Source organism: Alcaligenes sp. GCM10023179, assembly GCF_042653705.1.
GTDB classification, from domain to species: domain Bacteria; phylum Pseudomonadota; class Gammaproteobacteria; order Burkholderiales; family Burkholderiaceae_B; genus Alcaligenes; species Alcaligenes phenolicus.
In genome coordinates, this window is sequence record NZ_JBHSIQ010000002.1 from 1 (window position 1) to 17,230 (window position 17,230).

A 17,230-nucleotide genomic window follows, 5' to 3' on the forward strand; every position below is an offset into this window, starting at 1 on the left:
GCTCTCTGTAGCGCTTCAGGGAAAACCCTGTGTGTGCTGCAGCGAGAAAAGAACTATAGCACGAGGATTTTCCGCTTTGCAAGCGTTTCATGGGATTTTTCTCGGTATTTCAGGATAGAAAACCCCGTAAAACGATGTAGCTGATTGATAACTATGAAGAATAACTATAAAAATAACTTTTAGCTTATTTCGACTTTTTGCCTCCAGGCAGGAGGCTTCAAGCTTCTTCAGAGCAAAACACGAACAGAAAGCTATTTTCCTCACGGAAATTCGTTAAATCATCTCCCCCGTTCTCTGACAACTCCTGCCTCTATTCGCCTCTATATAGATAGAAGAGAAACTCCCTCCGAAAAACAGTCGCCAGTCGATGGGTTGGTTGGTTGGTTGGTTGGTTGCTGGATGGATGGATGGATGGATGGATGGATGGATGGATGGATGGATGGATGGATGGATGGATGGATGGATGGATGGATAGCGGACAAAAGAACGGCCACACGAACACTCCATTGGCCCTGTGCCTTCAACCAACAGCGTCTCTATATAGATAACGAGTTGAATGGCCTCCAAGATCGAGCACTATGCTGGGCTGCTAGCCACTCGGGGCCCCGGGACCGGGTGTTGGGGCGAGTCAGAGTACTTGCCGCAGTCGGAGTCACAATCGGGGATGCAAGCAGTCTGCTGTTTGAGCCCAAAGTTTGTGATTGGTCCGGGGGACCAATCACTGGGCGAGTTCAGACTGCGCCCCGATTGTGACTCCGACAAGGGGACCGGCGCATTGCGCCGGCAAGTAGTCCGCCCCAACACCCGGTCCCGGGGCCTCGAGTGGCGACCTACATAAAGCAGCTGGAACCATAAACGCCTCCAAGCAGTCTCCCAAACAAAGACAAGCGAAGCATTCATCCTCCCTAAACTCTCTATATAGTCATAAAGGCATAGCAGCCTCACCGACTTGGCCCTACACTAGCCCGGAACAGATATTCCTGAGCGAAATTACTATGCATGAAGACATCCTGATTAACGTCACTCCGTTTGAAACCCGTGTTGCCCTGGTCGAGCAAGGTGCTGTCCAGGAAATTCATATCGAGCGCAGCATCCAACGCGGTTATGTGGGGAACGTCTATCTGGGAAAGGTGGCACGGGTTTTGCCCGGCATGCAAAGTGCCTTTATTGATATTGGCCTGGAACGCGCGGCGTTTATCCATGTCGCGGACTTACGCCAGAATCGCACCGAGCGTAATCAGGGTAGTCCCACCACGCCGATTGAAAAGCTCTTGTACGAAGGTCAGTCTCTATTAGTACAAGTCATCAAGGATCCTTTGGGCACCAAGGGTGCTCGTGTATCAACACAAATCAGTATTGCGGGCCGCATGTTGGTGTATCTGCCTTTTGATCCTCATATTGGCGTATCGCAACGGATTGGTTCGGATGCAGACCGGATCGAGCTGCGCGAGCGTGTCAGTCGTCTTATGCCCAAGGATGAGAAAGGCGGTTTCATCGTACGGACTCAGGCCGAATGCGCGACGGATGAAGAGATCAGTGCAGACCAGCAGTATCTGCGTACTTTGTGGACACGTATTCAGGAACGTATCCGCGAGCAAGGCGCCCCCTCTGTGCTTTATACGGACTTGAGCCTGGCGCAACGTGTTTTACGCGATATGGTGACGCCCAACACCCAATCCATCATCGTGGACTCACGCACCGTCGTGCAGGAGATGAAGGAGTGGGCACAGATTTACACGCCCTCGGTGCTTGAGCGCATCAGTCACCACAAAGGCAGTCGCGCTCTGTTTGATACAGCCCATGTGGATGAAGAAATCAATCGCGCCCTGTCGCGTCGGGTAGATTTGAAGTCCGGCGGCTATTTGATTATCGATCAGACCGAAGCACTCACTACGGTGGATGTGAATACCGGCGGTTTCGTCGGTGGTCGCAACTTTGACGACACGATCTTCAAAACAAACCTGGAAGCAGCGATTGCCCTGGCCCGCCAGCTGCGTCTGCGCAATCTGGGTGGCATCATCATCCTGGACTTTATTGATATGGACGACCCTGCTCACCGGGAGTCTGTCTTGCAGGAGCTGCAAAAAGCGCTGGCCAAAGACCGCACTCGCGTGACGATCAATGGCTTTAGTCAATTAGGTCTGGTGGAAATGACGCGCAAACGTACGCGTGACTCTTTGGCGCACCAACTATGCGAGCCCTGCCCCACCTGCCAATCGCGAGGTTCCGTCCGCACGGCCCGCACAGTCTGCTATGAAATCTTGCGCGAGGTCCTGCGCGAAGCCAAACAATTCAATCCCAAAGAATTTCGTATTTTGGCGGCTCAAGAGGTCGTGGACCTGTTTCTGGAAGAAGAAAGCCAGCACCTGGCCGTGGCGGGCGACTTTATTGGCAAGCCCATTTCCCTGGAGGTAGATCCACACTACTCCCAGGAACAGTACGACATTATTTTGCTGTAATTGGTCAGCATTGGGGTTGGCTGGGTAGCCAATCCCCTACATAAGCTCTTGTACGGCAAGGTCTGCGGCCTGCTCGGACACGCTCCTACACACGCAAAGCTCAGACACAGATACAAGCAAACCAGCAAACATCTTCTGGCACGCGGCAATTAGCAGCAGAAAAACACGCCCCGGCTTATTCGCTAATCTGATGGCGGATGATATGAAAGCCCTCTGACTCCTGAGGTGCCACAAAGTAAGAGCTGAACAAATCAAACTGCGCTTCGGTCGTCTCAAAGGGATGCTCACCACTGGCATTACGGGCATGCAAACGTGCCTTGCACAGTTTGTCAGCCACAGCCGATTTTTCAATCAGCTCCCGCGCCCAAGCGCGTGTTGCCAAGGTATTGGACGGAAAATCCAGCACTACAGACATTCCAGCCTGCAACAAAGCAGCAATATGCGGTGCCATGGCCGCCCGCAACTGCGCTGAACAGCGCGCGTAATCTTCCAAAGACGCAATTTGACCGGGGTATACGTTAGCCAGCCAGAAATCTTCGCTGATTAGCACGGTCTTGGGCTGCTCGGACAGCTTTTTAGCAAGGGTGGATTTACCCGCCGCAATCTTGCCGCAAATCAGATAAAGCATCGCTGCTGTCGAGGCTGTCTGTCTGACTGGGGGTGTAGAGGCAAGATCCATAATCATCTCTGTTCATTGAGAGGGACTGAAAACAATAAACCCGCCTGAAAAAGCGGGTCACGAGCAGGACAGTCTTGTCCTGCGATCAGGGCGCCTCATGTGCTGAGCGAGTTGCCCAGCACAAAGCTTGGACACTTACAGCGGCGCAACCGGTACAAAATCATCCTCGGGCAGCACTTCTTTTGGTGCATCGTCCGGGTTGCACACACCTGGAGCACGAATTGAAGTGAAGATCTCCTGAATCTCTCGCTTCACATCAGCGCGGTAAGCGTAAACCTTTGCGTCTACCCAACCCTTTTGCATCAGGGTCAGATCGATCAGGATACTTTTATCCCAGCCCGCCCCCGGTTCCAGTTCGTAGCGCAAAGTGCCGTAGCTGGCCTGACGCTCATCCATCTTGAAAACCGCTGCTTTGCCACACTCGGCCTTATGCTTGAACAAGGCACGCTGAATACCCACAAAGTCCGTATTGATGCGGCGCTCCGTCTTGAAGTAACTGGGACGACGCAAATCTTGTTCTCGCAGTTCCGCACCCTGCTTGGCACACCCTGCCAACACAGCCAGCCCGGCCAGCGCAAGAATGATTTTCTTCATGATGTTCCTTATCGTGCAGCCCCAGGCTGCTTATTCGTTGAACTGAAACTGCATTTGGTAGAAACCGGCGTACACACCGTTGCGGGCCAGCAATTCGTCGTGACGGCCCTGCTCAATAATCCGCCCTTCGTCCAGCACCAGGATTTGATCCGCATTTTGTACGGTAGACAGACGATGCGCAATCACCAAGGTACTGCGGCCCTTCATCAGGGTCTCCAGCGACATCTGAACCTGACGCTCGGACTCATTATCCAGAGCCGAGGTGGCCTCATCCAGAATCAGAATGGGAGCATTTTTAATCAAGGCACGGGCAATGGCCAGACGCTGACGCTGGCCACCAGACAGGGAATTGGCATTCTCGCCCACCATCGTATCCAGACCTTGTGGCAAGCCTTCCACGAACTCGCGCAGATTGGCTGCCTCCAGCGCTTCCCAGATACGCTCCGGCGTAACATCGGCTCCCGCACCATAGGCCACGTTTTGGCCAATCGTCGCCTCAAACAGCACCACATCCTGGCTGACCAAAGAAATCTGGCTACGCAAGCTACGCAAGGTCAGCTCTTCGGAGGGAATGCCGTCTACCCGCACTTGCCCACTACTAGGAATCAAGAAACGCGGCAACATATTGGCCAGTGTGGTCTTGCCACTACCGGAACGACCAACCAGAGCAATGGTCTGGCCGGGCTGCACCGCAAAACTGACCTCGGACAAGGTATCGCGATGCGCGTTGGGGAAACGATGTGAAACCGAGTCGAACTCGATATGACCGCGTACAGGCTGCGTGAACTCTCGAGTCCCGGTATCGGGCTCCGGGTCCTGGTCAACCAGCTTGAAGACACTTTCTGCCGCCACCAGCATGCGCTGCATCGTGCCGGTGATATTGGTCAAACGCTTGATAGGATCAAAAATCTGTCCCAGGGCAGCCATGAAAGCGGCAAAGCTACCGATAGTCAGCGTGCCGGTATTGGCTTGGTAAAGTGCGACAAAAATCACCCCGGCCACGGCGATAGACACAAACAGCTGTGTGATGGGCGACAAAGCGGCATCCGCTGAAGCCGCACGCATGGCAAAGCGGCGCAGGCGCGCGTTCACATACATGAAACGGGTATTTTCACGCTCGTAGCCATCAAATAGCTTGATGACACGTTGGGCATCGATAGCTTCACTGACAACACGAGTCAGCTCGGCATTCATGTTCACGGTATCGCGATTAATACGGCGCAGGCGACGCGACACCAGCTTGGCCACAAAGACCGAGGCAGGCATGACCAGAAACACGATCACGGTCAATTGCCAGGACATGTAAAGCAAAACGCCCAACAAGGCGATCACTGTCAGGGTTTCACGCACTACAACAGTTACCACCTCGGTGGCCACGCCAGTCATGGTGCCGGCATCAATCGTGAAGCGGTTCAGCAAACGGCCAGTATCCCCTTGCTTGAACTCCGAATCGGACAATCCCAGCAAGCGGGAGAACATGTCACCACGTAAAGTCAGCAACATTTTGTTGGCGATCCAGGCAAATAAATAAGAACTGCCGTAACTGGTCACGCCGCGCACAAACATCAGTCCAATCACCGCCAGCGGGATGGACCACATGTAATCAGGATTGGCACCCGTAAAGCCATCATCCAGCAAAGGCTTCATGATCACCGCCAGCACCGGCTGGGTAGCCGAAGAGATACTGACCAGGATCAGCGCCAGCACCGCTACCTTCCAATAAGGCAGCAAACGGCTATAGATGCGCTTCCAGAGATCGGATTTGACAGGATCGTGCCCAGCAGGCTTGATTTTGGTTTCTATGGCGTTGGACAACGAGGACACCCTATATACTATCTAATTGTGTTTATTCTAACGCTCATTGCCTGAATCGAGCGTCTCCGCACTTGTTGGTTCTGCCTAGTTGTCCTGTTCATGTCTGATCCCTCTGCCCTTTACCTACGATTGCCTAATTGGTTAGGCGATGTATGCATGAGCCTGCCGTGTTTACAGGCTCTGCTGGATACCGGTTTGCCCGTCGTGGTTTGCGCCCGCCCCTGGGCCCGCGAACTGCTGTCGGCCTACCCCTTGCATGGCTTCATCCCCATGACCAGCCACTGGCATCAGGACGCCAAGGCCATACGCCGCTATCGTCGCCAGCACGGCCATCGCCAAGCGTACGGCCTGCTGCTGCCCGATTCGCTGAGCAGTGCCCTCAGCTTCAAACTGGCAGGTCTGCCAGCCTGCGGTTACCGGGACGACGGCCGTAGCCTTTTATTACGATGGCCTTTAAATAAGCCGCAAAAGCAGTTGCATGCGGTGCAATCCTGGTTCTATATTGTTCAGCAGGCTTTGGCGCTGTGGAATTTGAACCCGGCACCTGAACAAGCCCCAGCCACCCTGGATTTGACGCTCAGCCCCCTGCAACGGCAAGAAGGCGACAACAGTCTGCGCCAAGCCGCCCTGCGCCCCGGTGACTATATTCTGATCGCCCCTACCGCAACGGGACTGCACAAAGGCCGCGTCAAAGTCTGGCCGTATTTCGACCAACTGACCCGCCATCTGCAAGCCCAAGGCAAAACCGTCATTATGTGCCCCCCGCCCAACGAGCATGAGGCTGCCCTGCAAAATGCGCCCAGCGCACGTTGCCTGCCGCCCCTGCCTTTAGGAGCGTTTGCGCGGCTTTGCCAACAGGCGCAGTGGGTTATTTGCAATGACTCTGGCGTCTCCCATATCGCGGCAGCCATCAAGGCCCAGCAGCTGACCTTATGTGGCGTCACCAACCCTGAAGACACCGGTCCCTGGTCGCCACGGGCGATTTGCCTGGGGCGCGATGGCCAATGGCCAACGCTGGACGAGGTGGTGCAAGTGCTGGAGTCAGAGCGGGAGCACCCATGAATGTATCGAGCATCCTGACCAGCCTGGTCATTCCGCTGAATTTGTTTGCCGCCCTACTACTTGTGGCGGTGCTGCTCTTTATCTTGCGCCTGCGCAAAACCGCCGCCGCTCTGGCCTTGGCCGGACTGCTCTGGACCGGCGCCTGGTCCCTGCCTGCCACCAGTCTGTATGCGGGCGGTTATCTGGAAAAAATGTATCCCTATCAGCCGGCTGAGCAGGTAACGCAAGCCGATGCCATTGTGGTTCTGGGCGGCCACACCGCTCAAAACCGCAGCAATTGGTTCTTGCCCCAAACAGCACAGAAAACATCGGCGCGGGTAGAACGAGCGGCCGATCTGTATAAAGCGGGCCGTGCACCTTACATTGTCTTGTCGGGAGCCGCGCTGGACGGCGGCATCAGTGAAGCCAAGGTCATGGCCAACACCCTGACTAATCTGGATGTGCCCGCCTCGGCCACACTGATGGAAAACGAAAGCCTGACCACCCAGCAAAATGGTGCATACACCGCCCAGCTACTGCAAGAAAAGCAGGCCAAGAAAGTCTTGTTGGTAACCTCTGCCCTGCACATGCCACGCGCCATGGCAATTTTCCGCAAGCAAGGGGTCGATGTCATTGCGGCTGGTGCCGCCCCACAGCTAACGGTTCCGAACAGCCCCGAGTTTTCCATGTGGAAACCCAATCTGATGGCCTTGCAATCCAGCCGCTCCATCATCAAGGAATATGTCGGGATTCTGGTGTACTGGTCCCGAGGCTGGGCATGATTTGCCGTTCTGAATGTGGGGCCTGCTGTATCGCCCCCTCTATCTCCAGTCCTATCCCCGGCATGCCCCACGGCAAGCCTGCGGGTGTGCCTTGCGTTCAGCTGGACGAACAGCTACGTTGTCGGATTTTTGGCCAACCCGAACGCCCTGCCTGTTGCTCGGGCTTGCAAGCCTCGCCGGAAATGTGTGGAGAAAAGCGGGAAGATGCCTTGATCTGGCTGACGGAGCTGGAAACACTCACTGCTCCGTCCCTCAACAACTAAGCATAAAAAAAGCGTTCTGAAATACACTCAGAACGCTTTTTACTACAGGCTTGGCCTGCACCTGACTTTATAGCGCCCGCGCCTTCAAATAGGCCTGATAGGTATCCACCGAAAAACGCTGCGCATCAAAACGGTTTTCTGCGCGCTGCCTGGCACGCTTGCCCACGGTATGCAAGCAGTACTTCTGACATAACATGTCTCGGACATGCGCCTCAATGGCTGCCACGTCTCCACAAGGCACCACCCAACCCTCATGCAAATGCTCGATGCTTTCCGGTAGACCACCCGCATTGGAGATCAAGACGGGCAGCCCCAAAGCCAAGGATTCGTAGCACGCGTACGAGGCCGACTCTTTGTATGAAAGCACAAACCCCACATCACAGGCAGCCAGGATCGACCGCACATCCTTAACCAAGCCGGGGAAAACCAATTGTTCGGCACAGCCCAAAGCCTGCACTTGCTCCCGAACAGCCTGCGCAGGTGGATCACCTGCTACCACAATCCGAACGCGCTGCTTGAGTTCCGGCTCCAGACGGGACACTGCTTCAACCAGCAGCAACCAACCTTTTTCCAGATCCGTGCCACCCACTGAGCCCAGCACCAAACTGTTCTCTGCCAAATCAGCGCCGAAAAGTGCTTGGCGTGCAGCCTGCTTTTCCTGCGCGGAAACCGGGGAATAATGCTCCAAGTCCAGACCGTGATAAATCCGTTCAACGTTGCAACGCCGATAATCGGAATTGGCGAGTTGGCGGGCAACATAATCGCTGACAGCAATGCAAAGATCAGTCCCAAAGCGCGCCCGCAAACGGTTACCCATGCTGTGTAGGCGCTTGGTATTGTGTTTGGTCCAGATAATAACGGGAGGATTCGACAAGGTTTTGCAGGCGATCATGACATGACGATGATCGGTACTGCCATTGCAATGCACGATATCGAAGGCTTCGCGCTGCAAAAAACGGCGCAGGTTCCAGATTTCCGACAAGGCCGTCCCGATACGGGCGGTATACAGGCCTGGCAACACTCTTACACCGGGTATCTGCGACGCTTCCCGATACAGTCGGCCCGTTGCCGGTGCCGCCAGAGTGAATTCACACTGATGGGCCAAACCGCGCAACAAACCCAGAATATAGGTGACATGGCCACCGCCATTACCATGGTGAATATCAGTGATCAGGACCTTCAAAACTCGCTCCGTCAGCGGCTGTGAATGACAGACAAATACTCAGATCGAGCATCTACAGGCCACAAAGTGTATCCGCTATTGCGTAAGCTGAACAATGACTGAACAGCAGTTTTGACGATTTAATCTCGGTAAAAGAGAAAACCTGGCTGCACCTGCCTTTAATCTTGGCGGCGAAGCAACACTTTTTGATACAGGTCCTGATAGCGAGTCGCGACGGCAGGCCAACTGAATTGCACCAATAACTCACGCGAGTTCTCGATCAGATTCCTGGCCATGGCCGGGTCCTTGCTGATTTTCTCAATCGCCCGAGCCAGTTCCTGAGCATCCTCCGGATGGCTGAGCAGCAGTGCGTGATAGCCGCCCTGCACATATTGGGCAAAGCCGCACCACGGAGCCGGGCTCAGGACAACCGGCAAGCCATAGGACATGGCTTCCAGCGGTGCCATGCCAAAGCTGTCATTCAGGGTGGGATGCACGTAAATATCGGCAGCGCGATAAAAAGGTTCGACGTTGGAGGTTTCACCCTGCAGGATAACGCGATCCTGCATATTCAGAGTCTGAAGCTGCTGGCGTATCTGGTCACGCAGACCCGGCTTTCCGCCCACCACCAGCAATCGATAATGGGAAGGCAGTTTCGCCAAGGCTTCCAGCACCGTATTCAAGCCTTTACGCAGCGGATTACGAGCCACCAACAGGCAGACAACCTGATCGTTCGTAAAACCCAAAGACTCGCGAACCTGGGTGCGCTCCTGGCCTTGGGCATCGGCTTGCGGCAAGGCCACACCGGGAGCAATGACGGGATAGTCGTGCACGCTGCCATAGGCTTGCTGCAATTGTTCGGCAATCAGGCCCGAAACGGCGACTACGGCATGAGGACCGGGGCGCAAACGGCGTTTTTCCAAACCCAGATACCCCCAGACCCTCGGGCTGAAGTAGGAGCCCAGTTTTTTCAATAAAGGCAAAGGCCGCACGCGCCAGTTAAACCGCACGGGGGTGACATGCACTACTTCCACGTCCCCGCACCAGCCGTTCATGTGCGAGTGCACAATATCAAAACCTTGCGCCGTGGCCTTGGCGGCCTGACGGGCAAACAGAATGCCGCGTATCCAGCCCGGCCAATGCGACCAATGTCGAATAGGCACATAGGCCAGCTTCAAATCACAGCGACTGTCATATTCGCGCGCAAACACGGTGATTTCGTGTTTTTCGGCCAGCTCGCGCATCAGTTCCACCCCATACGCTTCAGCGCCGCCAAAGCGGTTACCGAAACGGTCGACCACAAAAGCGATGCGCAAGCGCTCGGGAATCGCAGCGGGAGTGTCGCGGGTTTGATCTGAGCTCATGAGCGGGAAACCGTACGACGCTTGTCTTCCAGGCGTGTCACGCACTTTTGCACGAAGCGCAAAATATTGGTGGAACGCGAGACCGTCACACGGGGCAAGTCAAATAAATCATCGTCTGAACGGGCCAGACCGCGATTGGTCGTGGTGGCATTCAGATAACCAGCCTGACGCACCTGCTCACGAATAGCCTGATTCTGATCGCCATAGGGATAGCAAAACGCGCTGACTTCCACTTGCAGCACGTCTTGCAGCTCTGCCTTGGATTGCACGATCTGGTAATGGGCGATTTCCGAGGACACATCGGTCAGATGCACATGGTCCAGCGTATGCGAACCGGCTTCATGACCGGCGTTCACCCAGGCGCGCAGTTCTGGCAAGGACATCAGACCGGAATGCGGCACTCCTTTGGGTTGGTCCCAGAAGTTCGAACCGTCCAGATGCCGCGCCACAATGTAATTGGTCGCCGTAAAGCCCAATTCATCCAGCACCGGCATGGCGTTCTGAAAGACGTTACGGTAGCCATCATCAAAGCTGATTCCCACAACCTTGCCCTGCTTTTCACCCCGCAGGTACGGCATCAGTTGCGCCATGGATAAACCACGGTAACCCAAGCGCTTGAGCCAAGTCATCTGGCGCCGAAAATCAGTAGGATGCACGGTCAAACCACGGTAAGGCGAGCCCTTGGGAGCAGGCACCCCGACCTGGTGGTACATAAGAATCGGAATCATAGGCGGCATTATAAGGGGCTAATCAGACTTCTGACGGGTGTAATACCACAGCTTACTATATCGAAACAGGCTGCCAGAAGCGGCCATACACGCCAGAATGAAGCCTTGCGGGCCGTCCAGAAATCCCCGTCGAACAATATAGTGACGCACAAAGGTCCAGCTGGCATGGCCAGCAATGCCCGGCAGGCTGGTGGTCTTGCCCTTGGCCTGCATTTGACGGGCCGCATCCGAGGAATAACGGTTGATCTTGTCGATAAAGACTTCAAGGCTGGCGTAGGGGTAATGCAGAAAATGTCCATCCAAGACCAGAACTGGATGCTCGGTCTGCACGCTTTCATGGACCTTGGCGTCGTTAAAGCGGGCTGTACCACGCTTGAACAGTCGTAATACCCGGTCTGGCCACCAACCGCTATGGCGCATCCAGCGGCCAGCGAACTCTGACAGGCGGGCAATCCGGTAAGCCGTACCACGAGGCTGAGTCATTTCCTGCTGAATCAGTTGTGCAAGCTCGGGCGTAACACGCTCGTCCGCGTCAATGGACAGCACCCACTCGCCTGTGGCCTGCTCCAGTGCCCGATTCTTCTGCGGCCCAAAACCGGGCCAATCCGGGGTGACCGTCACGTTCGCCCCCATGGAACGGGCGATTTCCACCGTCTCATCCGTACTGCCCGAGTCCACCACAATAATCTCGTCCGCAAAGGCAACGGATTCCAGGCAGGCACGAATATGCGCCTGCTCGTTTTTCGTAATCAGGATAACGGACAGGCGCTTGCCAGAACTCGACGCGGCGCTTTGCCCTACTTCTGTCGTTGACGACGACGCCATGCTTTCCACCTGTTGAAAATCGGACCGATCACGGGATGTACCGCAACATTCAGCCTGCGTCCTACCGATACGCCCGTCGTGTCACGCACGGCGAAACGATAAATGTGCAAAGGATCGCTACCAGGCTGGTTGGAGCCGAAGGCGCGCGTTGTATACAGATAGCGGAAACCGGCTTGCTGGGCGACCTGCACATAATCAGGATCAAAATAGCCTTGCGGCCAACACAGCTGGTCAGAGACCATACCCATATTGGCCTTCAAGGTCTGACGGGATTGCTCCAGTTCCCAACGCATCTTGTCGTTCTTTTGATCGCGCTGTTCGCTCAGGTCCCAGCGAGTATGGGTATGAGTATGACTGTGGAACTCGAACACACCATCAGCCTGCATGGCGTGGATTTCACTCCAGCGCAAAATCACCTCGTCGCTGCGACCTTGCTCGATACGCGCTTCACATTCACGATGATCCGGGCATTCGGGCACGTCCTGGCCCTGGCCCAGATAAGGGCGCACAGGCCCCTCATTGATCCAGCTTGTCACCAGGAAAATCACGGCATTGAAGCCATATTTTTTCAACAAGGGATAAGCGTAGACCCAGTTATCCAGGTAGCCGTCATCAAAGGTAATCAGTACCGATTTGGGCGGTACGCCCTGCCCTTGCAGATGGCCTACAAATTGCTCGGTTGTCAGGCTGGTCCAGCCGTTTTTCTTCAACCATTGCAAATGCTGCTCGAAATGCTCGGGACTGGCATTGATCATGCCCCCTTCCGGGGTGATATGGTGGTACATCATGACGGGCACAGTGCTTGCCACTTTCATCCCTGAAGCTCCTTTAACCAAGCATAATAAGCGCCTTCCAGCCGGTCGCCCATGGCAACCGGGGTAAAGCGCTCGTCGCTACGACAAAACAGGCGCCCTGCGGCTCCCATTTCCTGACGCAACTCCGTGCTCCGGATCATTTTTTCCAAGGCGGCACGCCACTGCTCCGGGTCGTGCAAATCCGCCAGCAAACCGCTGCGGCCTTCTTGCATCATCTCCGGGACCCCGCCAACGCGGCTGCCCAGCACAGGAATGCCGGCGCTTCCAGCCTCTACAAAAACAGTGCCCGACGCTTCCATATGGGTCGCCAAGGCAAAAATATCCAGATTGGGCAGAATCGAGGGCACATCTGCACGAGCGCCCAGCATATGAATCCGCCCTTGCAGCCCCAGTTCCGCGATCAAGGCCTGCAACTGTTCATAGCCCGGAGAGCCGCCCCCCACCAGCACCAAGTGCAATTGAGGGTAGCGATCAAATAAAGGCTGCATGGCGGCGATCAGTTCATGATGGCCTTTTTCGCGCCGCAATACGGCAACGCAACCTACCAGCAAGGTATCAGACGCCAAACCCAACTGGGCACGCAAATCCAGGAGGGGCGCTGAATCAATCACGCTGGGATCGACACAGGGATAGACCACCCGAACATGCCCAGGTTTCACGCCCCGCTCGATCAGGTGATCGCGCACATAATCGCTGGGCGTAATCACCCGTTTGGGCACGATGGTGTAAGACATCAAGGAGCCCACTTTCTTGGCCAGATGGCGCGTACGCACAATCAAGGGGGTTCCCGCCAGGCGCCCGGCCACACCGGCCAGCATGGTGTCACGGCGGCTATGGCTGTTCAGCACATCAAACTGACCTTGGCGCAAGACCCGACGCAACTGGCGCACACCGCGCATGTAATTGGCCGGGCCATCCATCAACAGGGTATGAACCACAAAACCCTCGTCGCGCAGGCGCTCGGTCAACTGGGCGTGGGGTTGGCAGGCGGCCTCCACCTGATGCCCCCTTTCGCGCAAGATGCGCATGGCTCGCAGAATGTAGTTTTCCTGACCACCAAAGCTGGTGGCAGCTTCCGAGTGCAGAATGCGCAAGGGCCTCATCGGTAGCTGATCTCCACCTCGCGCGTGGCGTCCCAGCCTTCCAGCTGCTCCAGCAGGGAGTCTGCCAAACGGACACGCCATTGCGGACCTAATTGCACCACGCACTCATAATCGGGACGCTGCAGTTGTACCTCGACCGGCACCCCGCCCTGCTCCTGGGCACGGTGTGGTGCCAACAAGGTTTGCAGACGCTGTGCGTCGGCATTATTGTTCAGGCCGATGCTCAGGCAACTGGCACGGGCTTCACGGGCCAGCTGCAAGTCAAAAATAGCATCAGCATTGATACGCAAGCCGCCGGTGTAATCGTCGTTGCTGACCTTGCCCTGGATGATGATCAACTGGTCTTCTTTCAGACGCTGGCGATGCTCTTCAAACAGCTCATTGAAGATGGCCACTTCCAGCTGCGCCGAGCCGTCATCCAGCATGGCGTAAAGCATCTTGCCGCGACGTGTCATGCGTACACGCACCGCTGACAGCACACCGGCAAACCACTGCGGACTGCGCGACGCTTCCAGACGTGCCAACGGTGTCGGTGCAAAACGGCGGACCTCATCACGCCAGGCGTCAAACAAATGGCCGCTGAAGTAAAAGCCCAGTGCCGTCTTTTCCTGACGCAAGCGATCTTGCAGGCTCCAGGGAGCCACTTTCGCAACCTCGCCTTCCACAATATCGTTGGAGTCGTCATCAAACAGCGAAGACTGGTTGGCGCTACGTTCGGCCTGTTCGGCAGCTTCGGTAGCGGCACCGATACTGGCCAGCAAAGCGGCGCGGTTTTCATCAATCGTGTCAAAAGCGCCGGCACGCACCAAGGCTTCAATGGTGCGCTTGTTCACCTGATGGCGGTCTACACGACGGCAGAAATCAAACAGGCTGGTGAAAGGACCGCCTTGCTTGCGAGCATCCACAATCGCTTCAACCGCAGCCTGACCGGTCCCCTTCACGGCGCCCAGACCATAGCGCATGGTGCGTGGCGGCAAGCCTTTTTCCGTATAGCTATCCTGCACAGGCTCAAAGCGATAGTTGGACGCATTGATATCTGGCGGCAAGACTTCCACGCCATTGGCCAGCGCATCTTTCCAGAAAATCTGTACCTTATCGGTATCGTCCATATCGGACAGCAAAGTCGCGGCCAGGAACTCGGCCGGATGGTGGGCTTTGAGCCAGGCCGTCTGATAGGCAATGAGAGCATAAGCAGCGGAGTGACTCTTGTTAAAGCCATAGCCCGCAAACTTTTCCATCAGGTCAAACAGCTTGACCGCCAATTCAGGGTCGTGGCCTTTCTTGACCGCCCCTTCCTCAAACAGAACACGGTGCTTGGCCATCTCCTCGGGCTTTTTCTTGCCCATGGCGCGGCGCAGCAAGTCAGCGCCACCCAGCGAGTAGCCACCGATAATCTGCGAGATCAGCATCACCTGTTCCTGGTAGACGATGACCCCGTAGGTACTGCTCAAGGTGCTTTCCAGATCCGGGTGGAAGTAATCGACCTCGGCTCGACCGTGTTTACGGTTCACGAAGTCCACCACCATGCCTGACTCAAGCGGCCCCGGACGATACAGGGCCAGCATGGCGATAATGTCTTCAAAAGTGGAAGGCCGCAGACTGCGCAGTAGCTCCTTCATCCCACGCGATTCCAGCTGGAACACCGCTGTCGTATTACCTTCGCACAACAGCTTGTAGGAGGCGTCGTCATCCAATGGCAAGGCCATGATGTCGAACTCGCGCTTGTCCGCATTGAACTGGCGTACATAGCGCACGGCCCAGTCCAGAATCGTCAAGTTACGCAGCCCCAGAAAGTCGAACTTGACCAGGCCGGCAGCCTCCACGTCGTCCTTGTCGTATTGCGACACGGCGTTGGCGTCCGGGCCTGACTGGGCATACAGCGGGCAAAAATCGATCAATTTGCCGGGTGCAATCAAGACCCCCCCGGCGTGCATGCCCACACTACGGGTCAGGCCTTCCAAGGGACGGGCCAGATCGATCAGGGCTTTGACTTCCTCGTCGTTCTCGTAACGCTCGCGAAAGGCCGGCTCATCGGCCAGCGCACGTTCCAGCGTCCAGGGATCGGCGGGGTTGAAAGGAATCAGTTTGGACAAGCCATCGCACAGGCTGTAAGGCAATTCCAGCACACGGCCTACGTCGCGCACCACGGCTTTTGCGCCCAGAGTACCGAACGTGGCGATCTGGCTGACGGCCTGACGGCCATATTTCTGTTTAACGTAATCAATAACGCGTTCGCGGTTGTCCTGACAAAAGTCCACGTCAAAGTCAGGCATGGATACCCGCTCGGGGTTCAGGAAACGTTCGAACAGCAAGTCATAGCGCAAGGGATCCAGATCAGTAATCCCCATGCTGTAAGCCACCAGGGAACCCGCCCCCGAACCCCGGCCCGGCCCTACGGGCACGCCATTGTGCTTGCCCCAGTTAATGAAGTCCGCCACGATCAGGAAGTAGCCGGGAAAGCCCATGGAAATAATGGTGTTGCACTCCCACATCAAACGCTCTTCGTAAGTGGGGCGTTGCTTCTCGCGCTCCTCGGGGTCGGCATACAGCTGCTTCAAGCGGATTTCCAGACCGTCTTTGGCCTGTTGAATCAGGAAGTCACCCAGCGACATGCCATCGGGCGTGGGAAAATCGGGCAGATAGGGTTTGCCCAGTTCCAGCTCCAGGTTGCAACGCTTGGCAATTTCCAGCGTGTTTTCCAGCGCAGCAGGAACGTCCGCAAAGCGCTGCTGCATTTCGTCCGAGCTTAGAAAATATTGCTCTTGCGTAAAACGCTTCACACGCTTGGGGTTGGCCAGCTGTTCGCCTTCGGCAATACACACCCGCACCTCATGCGCGCGGAAATCGTCCGGGGCAATAAACTGAATCGGGTGCGTAGCAACGACAGGCAGGTCCATCTCTGCTGCCAAACGCATGGCAGCTTGTACATACAGCTCATCGCCGTCCGCACCGCTGCGTTGCAACTCAATATAGAAAGCGCCCGGGAACAGACTGTCCCAGTGGCGGGCGCAATCACGGGCCAATTCCAGATTGCCATCGGCCAGGGCCTGGCCTACATCGCCCATACGTCCACCGGACAGGGCAATCAGGCCACTGCACTCTTTCAGCCAGGCGCGCTGCACTTCTGCTCGCCCCTTGTACTGGTTGCCCAGCCAGGCACGGGTCAGAATGTCGCACAGGCTCAGGTAACCAGCCTCGTTTTGCACCAGCAATAACAAGCGCGACGGTTTTTCGCGGTCTTCCTCGTTCTGCAGCCAGATATCACAACCCATGATGGCTTTCAGCCCGGCTTTACGCGCCGAGGTATAGAACTTGATCTGCCCAAACAAGTTGCACAAATCCGTCAAAGCCAGCGCAGGCTGCCCATAGGCCTGCGCTTTTTTGATCATTTCGGGAATACGGGCGATGCCGTCCACCACGGAGAACTCCGAGTGGGATCGCAAATGGACAAAGGAAGGGGTGGTTTCGCTCATGATGGAATTGTACTGAAGCCAATAGACATTGGTGACCCTGAAGCGATGCTCAGGGTGAATAAGGGCAGGCAATATGTTTCGATTGGTTCACATCTCGCGGAACAACAAACGCACAATCACCCGCCCC

14 protein-coding genes are annotated in these 17,230 nt (G+C 55.9%); 4 read left to right on the forward strand and 10 right to left on the reverse strand.

Going from position 1 to position 17,230, the window contains the following annotated elements; all coding sequences use genetic code 11:
* The first annotated feature begins 995 nt into the window (after positions 1-995).
* Positions 996-2,459: a ribonuclease G gene (gene rng, locus ACFPDR_RS09420; protein ID WP_009461688.1), complete on the forward strand. Its 1,464-nt coding sequence runs from the start codon at positions 996-998 to the stop codon at positions 2,457-2,459.
* A gap of 175 nt (positions 2,460-2,634) precedes the next feature.
* Here rng and ACFPDR_RS09425 read toward each other — a convergent pair whose 3' ends face one another.
* From ACFPDR_RS09425 to msbA, 3 genes are all read right to left on the reverse strand, one after another.
* Positions 2,635-3,087: an AAA family ATPase gene (locus ACFPDR_RS09425; protein WP_376911063.1), complete on the reverse strand. Its 453-nt coding sequence runs from the start codon at positions 3,085-3,087 to the stop codon at positions 2,635-2,637.
* A 186-nt stretch (positions 3,088-3,273) separates the two neighbouring features.
* Positions 3,274-3,732: a hypothetical protein gene (locus tag ACFPDR_RS09430; RefSeq protein WP_376911064.1), complete on the reverse strand. Its 459-nt coding sequence runs from the start codon at positions 3,730-3,732 to the stop codon at positions 3,274-3,276.
* Between the two features lie 30 nt (positions 3,733-3,762).
* Entirely contained in the window at positions 3,763-5,556 is a 1,794-nt protein-coding gene (msbA, locus tag ACFPDR_RS09435; RefSeq protein WP_143241206.1) for a lipid A export permease/ATP-binding protein MsbA, read from the reverse strand.
* Positions 5,557-5,703: 147 nt separating this feature from the next.
* Between msbA and ACFPDR_RS09440 the strand changes: the two genes are divergently transcribed.
* From ACFPDR_RS09440 to ACFPDR_RS09450, 3 genes are read left to right on the forward strand one after another with little or no spacing between them, the layout of a single operon-like run.
* Positions 5,704-6,609 (forward strand): glycosyltransferase family 9 protein, encoded by a 906-nt coding sequence (locus ACFPDR_RS09440; protein ID WP_376911065.1) that lies wholly within the window; start codon positions 5,704-5,706, stop codon positions 6,607-6,609.
* A complete protein-coding gene (locus ACFPDR_RS09445) occupies positions 6,606-7,370 on the forward strand; it encodes a YdcF family protein (RefSeq protein ID WP_009461680.1) in 765 nt (254 codons plus the stop codon). Before ACFPDR_RS09440 ends, ACFPDR_RS09445 begins: the two co-directional genes overlap by 4 nt.
* Positions 7,367-7,633 (forward strand): YkgJ family cysteine cluster protein, encoded by a 267-nt coding sequence (locus tag ACFPDR_RS09450; RefSeq protein WP_203144973.1) that lies wholly within the window; start codon positions 7,367-7,369, stop codon positions 7,631-7,633. The genes ACFPDR_RS09445 and ACFPDR_RS09450 overlap by 4 nt, the downstream gene beginning before the upstream one ends.
* Before the next feature lie 67 nt (positions 7,634-7,700).
* Here ACFPDR_RS09450 and ACFPDR_RS09455 read toward each other — a convergent pair whose 3' ends face one another.
* The 7 genes from ACFPDR_RS09455 to dnaE form a co-directional block, all read right to left on the reverse strand.
* Positions 7,701-8,816: a glycosyltransferase family 4 protein gene (locus tag ACFPDR_RS09455; RefSeq protein WP_035270697.1), complete on the reverse strand. Its 1,116-nt coding sequence runs from the start codon at positions 8,814-8,816 to the stop codon at positions 7,701-7,703.
* Between the two features lie 158 nt (positions 8,817-8,974).
* Complete coding sequence (locus ACFPDR_RS09460) at positions 8,975-10,159, reverse strand: glycosyltransferase family 4 protein (protein ID WP_052159324.1); 1,185 nt, start codon at positions 10,157-10,159, stop codon at positions 8,975-8,977.
* A complete protein-coding gene (locus ACFPDR_RS09465) occupies positions 10,156-10,872 on the reverse strand; it encodes a polysaccharide deacetylase family protein (RefSeq protein ID WP_060185766.1) in 717 nt (238 codons plus the stop codon). Before ACFPDR_RS09465 ends, ACFPDR_RS09460 begins: the two co-directional genes overlap by 4 nt.
* 33 nt (positions 10,873-10,905) lie before the next feature.
* On the reverse strand, positions 10,906-11,712 hold the full coding sequence (locus ACFPDR_RS09470) for a glycosyltransferase family 2 protein (protein WP_376911066.1): 807 nt from the start codon (positions 11,710-11,712) through the stop codon (positions 10,906-10,908).
* A complete protein-coding gene (locus ACFPDR_RS09475) occupies positions 11,685-12,527 on the reverse strand; it encodes a polysaccharide deacetylase family protein (RefSeq protein ID WP_321217403.1) in 843 nt (280 codons plus the stop codon). The genes ACFPDR_RS09470 and ACFPDR_RS09475 overlap by 28 nt, the downstream gene beginning before the upstream one ends.
* Positions 12,524-13,630 (reverse strand): glycosyltransferase family 4 protein, encoded by a 1,107-nt coding sequence (locus ACFPDR_RS09480; RefSeq protein WP_083053968.1) that lies wholly within the window; start codon positions 13,628-13,630, stop codon positions 12,524-12,526. Before ACFPDR_RS09480 ends, ACFPDR_RS09475 begins: the two co-directional genes overlap by 4 nt.
* On the reverse strand, positions 13,627-17,103 hold the full coding sequence (gene dnaE / locus ACFPDR_RS09485; protein ID WP_254002840.1) for a DNA polymerase III subunit alpha: 3,477 nt from the start codon (positions 17,101-17,103) through the stop codon (positions 13,627-13,629). The genes ACFPDR_RS09480 and dnaE overlap by 4 nt, the downstream gene beginning before the upstream one ends.
* Between the last annotated feature and the right edge of the window lie 127 nt (positions 17,104-17,230).

Excerpts from the sequence above, each read along its gene's own strand:
- rng (WP_009461688.1), top strand. The coding sequence starts at position 996 with ATGCATGAAGACATCCTGATTAACGTCACTCCGTTTGAAACCCGTGTT.
- ACFPDR_RS09425 (WP_376911063.1), bottom strand. The coding sequence starts at position 3,087 with ATGCTTTATCTGATTTGCGGCAAGATTGCGGCGGGTAAATCCACCCTT.
- ACFPDR_RS09430 (WP_376911064.1), bottom strand. The coding sequence starts at position 3,732 with ATGAAGAAAATCATTCTTGCGCTGGCCGGGCTGGCTGTGTTGGCAGGG.
- ACFPDR_RS09440 (WP_376911065.1), top strand. The coding sequence starts at position 5,704 with ATGAGCCTGCCGTGTTTACAGGCTCTGCTGGATACCGGTTTGCCCGTC.
- ACFPDR_RS09445 (WP_009461680.1), top strand. The coding sequence starts at position 6,606 with ATGAATGTATCGAGCATCCTGACCAGCCTGGTCATTCCGCTGAATTTG.
- ACFPDR_RS09450 (WP_203144973.1), top strand. The coding sequence starts at position 7,367 with ATGATTTGCCGTTCTGAATGTGGGGCCTGCTGTATCGCCCCCTCTATC.
- ACFPDR_RS09460 (WP_052159324.1), bottom strand. The coding sequence starts at position 10,159 with ATGAGCTCAGATCAAACCCGCGACACTCCCGCTGCGATTCCCGAGCGC.
- ACFPDR_RS09465 (WP_060185766.1), bottom strand. The coding sequence starts at position 10,872 with ATGTACCACCAGGTCGGGGTGCCTGCTCCCAAGGGCTCGCCTTACCGT.
- ACFPDR_RS09470 (WP_376911066.1), bottom strand. The coding sequence starts at position 11,712 with ATGGCGTCGTCGTCAACGACAGAAGTAGGGCAAAGCGCCGCGTCGAGT.
- ACFPDR_RS09475 (WP_321217403.1), bottom strand. The coding sequence starts at position 12,527 with ATGAAAGTGGCAAGCACTGTGCCCGTCATGATGTACCACCATATCACC.
- ACFPDR_RS09480 (WP_083053968.1), bottom strand. The coding sequence starts at position 13,630 with ATGAGGCCCTTGCGCATTCTGCACTCGGAAGCTGCCACCAGCTTTGGT.
- dnaE (WP_254002840.1), bottom strand. The coding sequence starts at position 17,103 with ATGAGCGAAACCACCCCTTCCTTTGTCCATTTGCGATCCCACTCGGAG.